10 protein-coding genes are annotated in these 11,729 nt (G+C 34.4%); 9 read left to right on the top strand and 1 reads right to left on the bottom strand.

Features of this window, described 5'->3' with window-relative positions; translation table 11 throughout:
• The first annotated feature begins 46 nt into the window (after nt 1-46).
• From AAC069_RS04815 to AAC069_RS04790, 6 genes are all read left to right on the top strand, one after another.
• Nucleotides 47-457 (top strand): BrxA/BrxB family bacilliredoxin, encoded by a 411-nt coding sequence (locus AAC069_RS04815; RefSeq protein ID WP_074720125.1) that lies wholly within the window; start codon nt 47-49, stop codon nt 455-457.
• 300 nt (nt 458-757) lie between these two features.
• Nucleotides 758-1,327, top strand: a complete 570-nt coding sequence (locus AAC069_RS04810; protein WP_339919351.1) for a Crp/Fnr family transcriptional regulator — start codon at nt 758-760, stop codon at nt 1,325-1,327.
• A 90-nt stretch (nt 1,328-1,417) separates the two neighbouring features.
• Complete coding sequence (locus AAC069_RS04805) at nt 1,418-2,791, top strand: TolC family protein (protein ID WP_339919350.1); 1,374 nt, start codon at nt 1,418-1,420, stop codon at nt 2,789-2,791.
• A 21-nt stretch (nt 2,792-2,812) separates the two neighbouring features.
• Nucleotides 2,813-3,772 carry a biotin/lipoyl-binding protein gene (locus AAC069_RS04800; protein WP_339919349.1) on the top strand — a complete coding sequence of 320 codons (960 nt, stop codon included), beginning with the start codon at nt 2,813-2,815 and terminating at the stop codon, nt 3,770-3,772.
• A gap of 4 nt (nt 3,773-3,776) precedes the next feature.
• The gene (locus tag AAC069_RS04795) at nt 3,777-4,961 is read left to right on the top strand and encodes an ABC transporter permease (protein WP_339919348.1); all 1,185 of its coding nucleotides are present in this window, start codon (nt 3,777-3,779) and stop codon (nt 4,959-4,961) included.
• Between the two features lie 301 nt (nt 4,962-5,262).
• Entirely contained in the window at nt 5,263-6,306 is a 1,044-nt protein-coding gene (locus AAC069_RS04790; RefSeq protein WP_339919347.1) for an alpha/beta fold hydrolase, read from the top strand.
• Between the two features lie 172 nt (nt 6,307-6,478).
• Here AAC069_RS04790 and AAC069_RS04785 read toward each other — a convergent pair whose 3' ends face one another.
• Complete coding sequence (locus tag AAC069_RS04785; RefSeq protein ID WP_339919346.1) at nt 6,479-8,368, bottom strand: U32 family peptidase; 1,890 nt, start codon at nt 8,366-8,368, stop codon at nt 6,479-6,481.
• A gap of 481 nt (nt 8,369-8,849) precedes the next feature.
• On the opposite strand from AAC069_RS04785, the gene AAC069_RS04780 reads away from it, so the two are divergent.
• The 3 genes from AAC069_RS04780 to AAC069_RS04770 all read left to right on the top strand — a co-directional run bounded on the left by AAC069_RS04780 (nt 8,850) and on the right by AAC069_RS04770 (nt 11,660).
• On the top strand, nt 8,850-9,617 hold the full coding sequence (locus tag AAC069_RS04780; protein WP_339919345.1) for a DUF1444 family protein: 768 nt from the start codon (nt 8,850-8,852) through the stop codon (nt 9,615-9,617).
• A gap of 369 nt (nt 9,618-9,986) precedes the next feature.
• On the top strand, nt 9,987-10,967 hold the full coding sequence (locus AAC069_RS04775) for a phosphatidylserine decarboxylase (RefSeq protein ID WP_339919344.1): 981 nt from the start codon (nt 9,987-9,989) through the stop codon (nt 10,965-10,967).
• Nucleotides 10,968-11,147: 180 nt separating this feature from the next.
• Nucleotides 11,148-11,660 (top strand): hypothetical protein, encoded by a 513-nt coding sequence (locus AAC069_RS04770; protein ID WP_339919343.1) that lies wholly within the window; start codon nt 11,148-11,150, stop codon nt 11,658-11,660.
• Nucleotides 11,661-11,729: the final 69 nt, after the last annotated feature.

Here is an 11,729-nt window from a genome sequence, read left to right as displayed (position 1 = left end):
CTTCGTAACTTTGCATATTCAAAATTAATATTTAAAATATAACGATATGTATCCACAAGAAATGGTAAACCCAATGCAAGCTGAATTAACAGCAGCAGGTTTTCAAGATTTACATAGTGCAGAAGCAGTTGAAAACGCAATGAAATTAGAAGGTACTACGCTAGTTGTAGTAAACTCTGTTTGTGGTTGTGCTGCTAGAAATGCGCGTCCAGGAGCTAAAATGAGTTTAGAAGGAGCAAAAAAACCAGATCATTTAATTACTGTTTTTGCAGGAGTTGATAAAGATGCCGTTGATGCTGCAAGACAACACATGTTCCCTTTTCCTCCATCATCACCCGCTATGGCTTTGTTCAAAAACGGAGAATTAGTACACATGTTAGAGCGTCATCACATTGAAGGTCGCCCAGCTGAGTTAATCGCTGAGAACTTACAAGACGCATACAACGAGTACTGTTAATCCAGTCAAAAAGTTACAATTTAAAACCACGTCTCGGCGTGGTTTTTTTATTTGGAGCAATCTCCAGCTATTCGTTTCAATCTTTTATCCCGCTAAAAAGCGGATAAAAAAGGATTTCCACTACTATCTGGGCTAGAACCGTTCTAGGTCATAACAGCTATTCTACAAAATTACTGCGATAGTTAGCTATAACTCGGTTTTGTCAATGACTAATCTAATTGCTAAATAACATTTAGCACGAAAAAGATGTATATATTTGATGAATGTTACTACTCGTAATACTTTTACAAAATAATATTTATGATTACTGATGCCATATTAAAGATCGTGCCCTTTTCTCCTGAGGAACTAAATGATGTACTCTCTCATTTTGAAAAAGAATACGTCCAAAAAAATCAGGTGCTATTACAAGAAGGTCAGGTTTGCAATAAATTATATTTTGTAGAACAGGGTATTGGAAGAAGTTATTACCTTAAAAAAGACGGCAAGGAAGTAACACAATGGTTCTTTGGAGATGGTAATTTTATGTCTAGCGTAGACAGCTTCTTTCAGGAAAGTCCTAGCTTTTACTATGTGGAAATTTTAGAAGATTCAATATTATATAGTATTTCTAAAGTAAAAACGGACTTACTGTTAGCTAAGTACCACAAAATGGAAAAATTCATTAGGTTGTTGTCCATAGAAATGTTTGCTAAGATCATCCATAAACTAAATGCGGTCCAATTTCAAACTGCAAAAGAGCGATATGATTATATGCTCTCTGAATTTCCAGACATTTCATATCGTGTGCCCTTAGGCTATATCGCGTCATATCTTGGGATGACACAAGAAACACTTAGTCGTACAAGAAAAAATGATTTACTGAAATAAACTTGCTTTTTACTTTTTGATATAGATCAAAAGTAAACCCTACTTTTCTCCGTAAATTTGTATTGTATTAATAAATCAATACCATTTACAATGCAAATAAACACATCAAGACTAAGCATTCTATTGATAGCTTTTGCATGGTTCGTTCCATCACTATCTATAGCACAGCAATTAGATCCAGTTCTTAAAGACCTTATAAATAAGGGACTCGACAAAAGTCACAGCATAAATATCAAAAATTTTGATAAAGAGCAGGCTACTATTGATCAGAAAATGGCAAAGTCAGTGTTTCTTCCTAAAGTAACCTTTAACGGAAGTTACACTCGGTTAGATGACGACATCACTTTTGACAATGACACGCAAAATCTTTTGTTGGCCACACAAAAACTTCTTATTAAAGAGGCAGCAGGGATTCCTTTTAACAGTGCTTTTCCGCAAGGCATTCCGTTAAAGTCTGCTCCTAACTTGCAAAACAAGGACATCTTGAAATCGTCTATGGATGTAGATTGGATTTTATTTAGTGGATTTGAAGCAAGTAATGCACTCAAAGCAAGCAAGCACAAAGAGGCCTCTATAAATTATTTAGCTATGGCCGAAAAGGACAAAATAGCTATAAACATAATAGAGACGTATGATAAACTGGCGCTAGTTTACGCCTCTAAACGCGTCCTAAAAACGTCTGAAAACTACTTAAAGGAACAAGAGCACTATGTCAGAAAAGCGATAGAAAACGGTTTAGCCACACCCATTGGACGGAAAAAAATTGAACTTGCACAGCAACAGTTGGCTGGGAAAATGCTTGAATACAATCAGAATAAAAAGTTATTAATCGAAGTACTGCACCAACTGACTAATGAAAGTAAGGAGAAGTTAACTTTGCTTGATCCCCAATTACAGCCTTTCAATACAGATTCCTTAACAAAATCTGAAAAGAGAAACGAAATTAAAGCCCTTGAGGAAGGGGAAAAAGCTACACTTTATAAATCTAAAATGGAAAAAAGCAACTTCATCCCAAAACTTGCTTTAAAAGGTCATTATGAATTTTTAGAAGATGATTTATCCTTGTTAGATCCAAAATGGTATGTTGCTGCTGGAATAAAATGGAATGTATTTGATGGTAATCAATCACGGTTGAAAAGTGAAAAATCTATTATTGAAAGCCAGAAGTATGGAGAACAAATAGAAGATGCTAATGAAATGATTGCCTTAAGCGTCATCAAGGCGGAGTTGACCTATGAATCGTCATTACAAAACACTGAAATGATCCAGAAAGAAATTGAATTGACTAATGACACTTATCAAATGATTGATAAACAATATCGAAATAATCTAACATCAATAAAAGAGGTACTAGATGCTTTAAATGATTTGGAAAAAGCAAATTTTAAATTACAAGAATCCTATTACAATCAACGAAGAGCTGTTACAAATCTTCTTTATGCTAAAGGAGCCCTTAATTACTAATAACCTGATAAAAGTTTAAAAATGAAATCAACAATAAAAATAGTTAGTTTAAGCATTGTAATGACGGTTGTTAGTTCTTGCAGTAATGAAAAAATTACAGAATACCGAGGGAAAGTAAAATTTGAAACGCTATCTGTAAGTAGTAAACTCGCAGGACGCATTAGCAAAATTTATGTTGAAGAAGGCCAAACAGTCAAAAAAGGAGACACGCTCGCCTATATAGATATCCCAGAGGTAAATGCAAAAATGATGCAGGCTGAAGGTGCAATAACCTCGGCCAAAGGGCAGTTAAATATGGCCAATAAAGGAGCAACTGTTGATCAATTAAATCAAATTGATGGTCAAATTGATGCTGGAAAGGCACAACTAAACTTTGCAAAAGAATCGTATAATAGACTCCAAGCCATGTACAAAGATTCACTTGTCAGTTTACAGCAATTAGATGAAGTAAGAATGAAACTCGAAATGGCAAAAGCACAAGTAGCTTCATTAAATGCCAAACGAAAAGAGGTGAGCCAAAGTGCAAGAATTGAGCAAATTGATCAAGCCAAAGGACAATTAGATCGGGCTGTTGGTGCTAAAGAAGAAGTGCTTTCTGCTGAAAGTGAAAAATACTTAATAGCGCCTACGAACATGACTATTGAGACGATAAGCCTTCAAGTGGGCGAATTATTAACTCCTGGTTTTACATTGTTCAATGGATATGAAAAGAGCAGCCTGTATTTCAGATTTACCGTACCAGAATCAAAAATATATGATTTTAAAGTGGGTAAAAAGATAACATTAGTTAATCCGTACACGAAAAAAGAAACGAAAGGTGAAATTACCGCTATAAAACAACTGGCTAATTATGCCGACATTACAAGCACAGCTCCATTGTATGATTTAAACGAATCCATTTATGAATTAAAGATAGTTCCTACTTCAAATCAAGCGGACCAATCCTATTTTCTAAATGCAACTATTCTCCTTAAGCAATAAAGCTATGAAAGATTTTTTTAGATTAGTTAAAGTAGAGTTTTCACGTATTTTTTCGAATAACGTTTTGCTTGCCATTTTTATTGGCGCACCTATATTCTACGGGGTTTTATTTGGCTACGTCTATCAACAAGGTAAAGTCGTCAACTTACCCATTGTGATTGTAGATCAAGACAACAGCCCTGCTTCAGATAAGATAATTGATGCTTTTTCAGATAATGAAGTCTTGTTAGTAAGCGATGTGCGCTATACTCCAGGAAATATCCTTGCAGAAATGCCAACAAAGCAATATGCAGCTGTTATAACACTTCCAACTCATTTTGAAGCCGATATTTTTCAAAAAAGACATCCCGAAATCCGCGTTGATTTAAATATGGCAAACATCGTAAATGCAAATACAGCGAGTAAAGCCATTCAGTCCGTTTTAATGACGCTTAATGCCGGAATTGAAATTGAAGGGTTAAAGAAAACAGGCCTACACCCTACTCAAGCGACTGCAGCCTATGAAAGTTTCAAGATTAATTTTAATAAGCTATACAATTCTACAGGAAACTATGTAACCTTTATGCTACCCGGAATTCTCGCAGCTATTATGCAGCAAATTATCTTTTTAGCCATGGCCTTGGTTTTTTCAAGGGATTATGAAGATGATTATTTTGGTAGTCTAATAAAAGAAAGCAAGCTTTCCTTGTATCATATTGCCTTAAAATCAACCCCATTTTTCTTAATGATACCAATCATGTGGGCCATTGTAAGCCTATTTATTCCTTATTTTCAAATTGAAGCCGATGTCTTTAACTTTCCCATGCTAATTTTAGTCACGCTCTTAACATTAGCGTCCATGTTTATAGGTATGTTGTTTTCAATTGCCATTCCGAGTCAATTAAAAGCTACCGAACTCTTAATGGTGATTTCTACTCCGGCTTTTATACTTAGTGGTTTTTCGTGGCCAACCTTAGCGTTTCCAAGTGCTATATCTAATGTCGCTCAATTCATTCCATTAACGCAATTTTTAAGTGGATTTAGGAAAATAGCTTTTTATGGAGGAGACGTTTCGGCTATTGTTCCAGAAATTAAGATGTTATTGATTATAATTATTGTCTCCTTTATTGCTATGGTAGTGTTACTGCAGCTAAAAATTAATAGGTACAGCAAAAAACTACAAGAAAACTTGAATCCAGAACAGAATTAATCTCAATGCAACCTATCTTTCAAGATAAAATGTAGAAGGAGTATGAAAAAGGAAAAGAGATGCATATCCTAAATGTTTGGGGATTTTAAAAGCGCATTTTATTTATAAATCTTGGATATGAATGTCAAATGCTAAAGACAGCGTTCAATAAGAGAAAGATTTGACTTAGCAGAACAACTATCCGTTTTCCCAGCAAATTCGTTAAAAACACATTAACGCATTGGAAGAGTTAATTGCGTTATATAAATTAAACAATTATTAATAAGGAAACCATATTAGAACCCAGGTTAATTTTAAACAAATGAGATATATAAAATTTGGATTGCTCCTATATGTATTATTTACAACATCATGTACCGTAAATTTTAAAAAGCTACAAATAGAAGACAACATATACAAGTTAACTACGGAACAGCAATTAAAGGACGAAAATCATATTGCCGCTATCGAAAACTTCTATAAGAGTGGAAAAGAGGGCTACTTTAAAGGTAAAGCAAATATTAAAATTTATTACAAAATATTTAAACAGGCGGAACTAGAAAGCCCAGCTATTCTTATTTCTTCAGGACGAACCGAAGCAGCATTAAAGTATAAGGAGTTAATTTTTGATCTTTATAACAATGGTTATTCTGTATATATTCATGACCATAGAGGGCAGGGTTTGTCTGGCAGAATGACTGAAGATCCAGATATGGGATATATTGATAGTTTTCAGTTTTACATTGACGACATGAAATATTTTTATGACAACATGCTTAAAAAGTCAAACCATGAAAAGAAATATTTGTTGACACATTCAATGGGAGGCGCAATTGGCATGACTTATTTAGAACAAAACCCTAATGATTTCAATGCAGCAGCCTTTTCTTCTCCGATGTTAGGGTTTGTTACACCAACTTGTGGAGCATCTATGATCTTGACTGGTGAAAAACCGAAATATGCTTTAGGCCAAGGTAAATATCAAGTTGATAAATTGGTGTTTAAGAATAATAAACTCACAGGATCAGAAATTAGATACACTAGAATGAATAGTGCTTTTGCAAAAAAGCCTGAGGCAAGATTGGGCGGAGCTACCTATCAATGGGTTTCTAAATCGTGTCAACAGTTCGATTATATAAATGATAATATTAAAAACATTAAAACTCCTTTTATACTATTCTCAGCAGAAAACGAAAAAATTGTTAATCCAAAAGCGCATCAAGTATTTATAGAAGAAGCACAGAAACTAGGCAAGACATGTGAAGCTTTTTTAATAGAAAATGCACAACATGAATTACTAATTGAAAAAGATGAACAAAGGATTGCGACCATAAACCAAATCTTCAAATATTTCGATAGGTATTGATTGCAAATCGACGTTTAAACGATAGAGAGGCATCAATAATTTTTGATTTTCCTGGCCAGTTTATAGAACGAATACATATCCTTAGAATCAATCTGTTAATTGGTGACTACTAAAAACCAAAAAAGCTACACCATTTCTGCTGTAGCTTTCTTTATATTTAGTGCTTTTAAACTTATCTTTTCTTTACATAATCCAGTTGCTCGTCTTCATCTATAAACTCTAACTCAGCATCTTTTTCCCAAATTTCCATTTCACACGGTTTGCAATTAAATTTCAATTTGTATTCGTTTTCTCCATGTTTTAAAGTCAACGGTTCCACTACTTTTTCACCCATGGTTGCTCTTTGAAAACGGGCGCATTTCCCTAATTCATATTTCACACAATATTTAGTGGTCATTACACGCGCTTTTCCGGGATCCCACTGCAATTCAAATGCTTTTTCAATCTCAGTTACACCATGTCTTTTATAAAAGGCTCTCGCCAGCTTATTCGAAACATTAAAGGTGAAATCTAATTTCTCTGTTGGATAAGGATGATCGGTTTTCGTGATTTGAAATTCTTCTCTATGATACTCATTGATTCTTATATCGATCAACTGCTCTAAAACAGTTCTTCTTACCTCATTTACTTTAGAAATAGGCAAAAACCAATTGCTAGCAAACTCCACTTCAATATCATCAACGATAAACGGAGTATTTCCTGTTTTCGAAAGGTTTCTTTTGATATTCGGAATCACAGATTCTTCACTTTTGGCAGCCTCTTTTTCAGTTTCCAAAGTAGCAATACTCTCGTGACCGTCTTCGTCAACCGCACGCAATTGAAAACCACCAGCAGTTTCGGTAAAATGAAGCGCAACGCCTATTTTTCTAACAGCACTGTTTTCTTTCTCTACAATTCGGTTGAACTCCGCATCTGAATTTCGATAAATAACAGTTCCTACTGCAATGTTTTTAAAGGTATTCGGCACTACAATATCATTCACAATAATATTAATTTGTACCCCATCAGCCACACCATCTTCATTGATAAAATACAAACCATCACCATTGTTCAATAGCTCATGATTTTCAATCACATAACCATTGGCTTTGATTTCGGTAATTGCACCTATCAACTGTCCTTGTGATTTTGGACTATCCCAGTTTCCTATTTTTTCTGTACGCTTGTTTACGAAATAATCCGTGTACCCTCTATTAAAACTTCTGTCCATTTCTGGCACAAAATTATAGAACGTTCTTCCCGAAGATGCTTTTTGGAACGTATCATTATTTTCTAAAAAAGAATCCAACTTCTTTCTTAAAAACGAGGTGTTATTTTTTACATAAACGATGTCTTTCAATCGGCCTTCGATTTTAAACGAACAAATACCAGCTTCAATCAAATTAGGTATTTGATCGCTCAAGTCTAAATCTTTAATCGATAACAAATGGCTTTCGGTAAGTAATGTCGTTCCGTTTCCATCAGTCAAATTGTACGGAAGACGACAGTTTTGTGCACAAGAACCTCGGTTAGCACTTCGCTCTCCACCAGCAATACTCATATAGCAATTTCCGCTAAAAGAAACACATAGCGCTCCAGAAACGAAAAATTCCAACTCAACATCTGTTTCTGCAGCAATATCTCTAATTTGGTCTAAATTCAATTCTCTGGCCAAAACCACACGTTGCATTCCGGCATCTTTCAAGAATTTCACATGCTTAGGATCGCGGTTATTCGCTTGTGTACTGGCGTGAATCACGATAGGAGGCAAATCCATTTCCATAATTGCCATGTCTTGCACGATAAGCGCATCCACCTTTATATCATACAACTCATGAATCAATTTTCTACATGCTTCCAGTTCTTTATCGTACAAAATGGTATTGATAACGACAAAAACCTGAGCCTTAAACAAATGGGCATATTTCACCAATTCGGCAATATCTTCCACGGAATTCGTTGCATTCGTTCGTGCTCCAAACAATGGCGCTCCAATATACACAGCATCTGCACCAGCATTTATAGCAGCTATTCCTTGAACCAAGTTTTTTGCAGGTGCAAGAATTTCAACTTTCTTTTTCATATTCTTCCTTCTTAATCATTGTTGTTAGGCATCATTTGTAATGAGCATTCAAGCTTTTGGTAAAACCAAAAACTTCCATTTGCTTATTGCGCACGAAGTAAAAGAGATAACGGCGTTTCACTCCCGAAATCAAGCTGCAAAATTATAAAATACTTATTAAAGAATGGCGTTATGATTGAAATTTAAAACTAGGCCGCGGAGTGACTTTTTATTTGGAGCTAGATCCAGCTATTCGCTACAATCTTTTTTCCCGCTAAAAAGCGGATAAAAAAGGATTTCCTCTTCTATCTGGGCTAGAAACGTTCTCGTTCATAATCAACTATTCTACAAAGTTATTCCGGTAGTTTACTATAACACTGTTCTACTATTCTATTTAGCAAATAACTTTTAGTACGAAAAAGATGTATATATTTGATGATATATACATATTGGCGGTAATATTTGGGCTGAAAGGAAATGAGAACATATAATTTAAAGTAAGATGCTTAACGAAACTGAATTTTCTCAAGAATTTGCAAAACGTTTAATTCAAGAAGTTGAAGGACTAAAAATATATTCAATAAACGGTCTTGAAATCCAAACTGAATTTGAAAACTCAAATGAATACAGACATTTTCTTTATAATTGTTACGCTGAATATATAAGAGAACCAGAAGATATTGAAGAAATTTTAAAAAAATATCTAAAAACTTCTGACAGTTTATATAGGTCAAATGAAGTGTTAAGTCTTGACAATATTTTACCCGTAATTAAAGACAAGCGATTTATTCAAAGTATAATAGACATAAATCCAGATTTTGAAAAAAATCATACTTACGAAAAATACAATGACGAACTATTCATTTTTTATGTAGAAGATACCGAAACAAACATAAATTATTTAACTCAAGAAGATTTTGAAAAATTAAATATTGAACAAAACGACTTGAGGAAAATTGCCATAAAAAACTTGTCTGAATCAATCGAAATTGAAAAGCACGGAGAAGATGGTTACTATGTTTTATTAGCAGATGGAAATTATGAGTCTAGTTTGATCTTACTTGACATTTGGTACAAAGAAAACTTTGAAGTGGAAGGAGAAATTGTTATCGGAATTCCTGCTCGCGATTTAATATTTATTACAGGAACAAACGATATTGAACATATAGAAAAACTTAATAAAACAATAAGCGAAATAAACGAAACCGGAGACCATTTAGTTTCTACAAAATTGTTTGAATACAGAAACGAAAAATTTGAAACTCTATAAAAACACAACCGCCAATCGAGTAGACGGCTCCGCTAGAAACTAACGGAGTGCGCCTCTCACTCCGTACCCATACTAATTGACATCCTCTTAAATTACAGTCCCGCATTTTACATAGATAAAAGATTTACAGTATTTGAGATTCCCACGGAATGACAAACGTAGTGGAGATTGCATGAAAATCTTTGTAAATCGATTTCGATTTTTCAACAACAGTTATTCACAAAAAATATATTTTTTAAAAAGTATATATCTATATTTAGGCGCCAGTAAAGTACTTGCCCGTCATTACGGACGCGGATTAAATAAAACAAAACGATAACAGTGAAATTTTTGCTGCATAGAGACCAAAAATAAAAAGAGAATACAAACATGAAAATTACAAAAACTAAAAAAAGCTGGGGCATTATTTTGTTATTGCTTGCCATCATTGTCATACTGGCTTTTTATCCGTTGCCGCCACAAGCTCCCATAAAATATTACGACAGGGATACTGGGGTGTTAAAAACAGAAAAAGTGGCTGCCGAAAAGTGGTTGGTTTGGCTGTATAATAATCCAGTGGGAGAAGCAACATTGTGGACTCTGGTGAAAAGAAAATTCGTGTCGTCTATTTATGGCAATATGATGGATCGTCCTTCATCGACTAAAAAAATACAACCCTTTATTGAAGAATTTGATATCGACATGAACGTCTTCCAAAAACAGAAGTACAACTCTTTCAACGATTTCTTTACCCGGAAACTAAAGAATAATGCCAGACCGGTGGACACTACCGCAACTATTACAGCGTCCCCTGCCGATGGAAAAATATTGGCCTATGCCGATATTAGCAACAGCGATTTTATTATCAAAGGATACCGCTTCGATATTTTATCATTTTTAAATAATGCCGAACTTGCTGAAAAATACATTGATGGCAGCTTAGTGATCATCCGACTTGCCCCTGCTGATTACCACCGTTACCATTTTCCCCTTAGCGGAAGTGTATCATCTAACACGAAGATTGACGGTGATTATTATTCAGTTAATCCACTTGCTTTGCGCAAAATGACTGAAATATTCTGCCTGAACAAAAGGGAATACTCCGTCATTACAAACCCTGTGTTTGGAAATGTTATCATGGCCGAAGTAGGTGCAACCATGGTGGGGAGTATGGTACAAACCTATTCTGGAGATTTTGTTAATAAAGGAGATGAGAAAGGGTATTTCAAATTCGGGGGATCTACGGTTGTGCTGCTGTTTGAAAAAAATAAAATTCGCCTCGATGACGATCTATTGATTAATACTTTAAAAGGTTATGAAACTTCTGCTAAACAAGGAGAAAGAATTGGATTTTCGATGATTACTCCATAATGTTCAGGCTTGAGGCATTGAATTTATTTACCAATTAAATACTTAACAATCTGTGAGGGCACAGATAAAAAATCTGCGCTATCTTTGTAGTTATACATTAGCAAGAGACTTTTATCGTGACGATTCAAAAAAAACGGATTGATAGTAGCAAAACCGCTTTGGACAATTTAAAAAAACAGCATGGACAAATACTTACGACAATTAATTACAATAGAATTTGACGACAAAAAAGAAATTTTTAGTGGTTTTCTTATTGATTGGACTGAAGATTGGATCTTAATTAAAAATAATCCTGTCGATTTTATAATTGATGGTTATACGATATTGAGAAACAAAAATGTAAAGGCAATTATCCAAGACAAGGATCATGAATTTACCGAAAGAGTAATTAAACTGAAAGGATTAAAAACAAGTGCCGCCGAAATAATTCCGCTTACAGATATAGCTGCAATTATTTATTTTTTAGCACAAAAATATGAGATTTTCCAAATTGCAACAAAGTCCGATAAAGCCGTTTATCTAGGTAAACTCATAGAAATGGATGAGGAAGAAGTAGTAATCGACTTTTTGGGATCCGAAGGGGAATTTGAAGGTGAAATGAGTTTTAAGCCAAACAAAATAAGAGTGATCGAATTTGATACTGATTATATCAATTCGCTGAAACTAATTGTTGACGAAGAAAAGAAAAAGTAAGTCCAAATCTATCACGAGAATACTTCACGACAGCAAGGACAAAATCCTGCGTTCAGCCTTTATTTTAAA

It is taken from the genome of uncultured Flavobacterium sp., from assembly GCF_963974175.1.
Lineage (GTDB): Bacteria > Bacteroidota > Bacteroidia > Flavobacteriales > Flavobacteriaceae > Flavobacterium.
The sequence above is the reverse complement of the archived record's forward strand: the minus strand, read 5'-3'. Positions and strand labels throughout refer to the sequence as shown.

Excerpts from the sequence above, each read along its gene's own strand:
- AAC069_RS04815 (WP_074720125.1), top strand. The coding sequence starts at position 47 with ATGTATCCACAAGAAATGGTAAACCCAATGCAAGCTGAATTAACAGCA.
- AAC069_RS04810 (WP_339919351.1), top strand. The coding sequence starts at position 758 with ATGATTACTGATGCCATATTAAAGATCGTGCCCTTTTCTCCTGAGGAA.
- AAC069_RS04805 (WP_339919350.1), top strand. The coding sequence starts at position 1,418 with ATGCAAATAAACACATCAAGACTAAGCATTCTATTGATAGCTTTTGCA.
- AAC069_RS04800 (WP_339919349.1), top strand. The coding sequence starts at position 2,813 with ATGAAATCAACAATAAAAATAGTTAGTTTAAGCATTGTAATGACGGTT.
- AAC069_RS04795 (WP_339919348.1), top strand. The coding sequence starts at position 3,777 with ATGAAAGATTTTTTTAGATTAGTTAAAGTAGAGTTTTCACGTATTTTT.
- AAC069_RS04790 (WP_339919347.1), top strand. The coding sequence starts at position 5,263 with ATGAGATATATAAAATTTGGATTGCTCCTATATGTATTATTTACAACA.
- AAC069_RS04785 (WP_339919346.1), bottom strand. The coding sequence starts at position 8,368 with ATGAAAAAGAAAGTTGAAATTCTTGCACCTGCAAAAAACTTGGTTCAA.
- AAC069_RS04780 (WP_339919345.1), top strand. The coding sequence starts at position 8,850 with ATGCTTAACGAAACTGAATTTTCTCAAGAATTTGCAAAACGTTTAATT.
- AAC069_RS04775 (WP_339919344.1), top strand. The coding sequence starts at position 9,987 with ATGAAAATTACAAAAACTAAAAAAAGCTGGGGCATTATTTTGTTATTG.
- AAC069_RS04770 (WP_339919343.1), top strand. The coding sequence starts at position 11,148 with ATGGACAAATACTTACGACAATTAATTACAATAGAATTTGACGACAAA.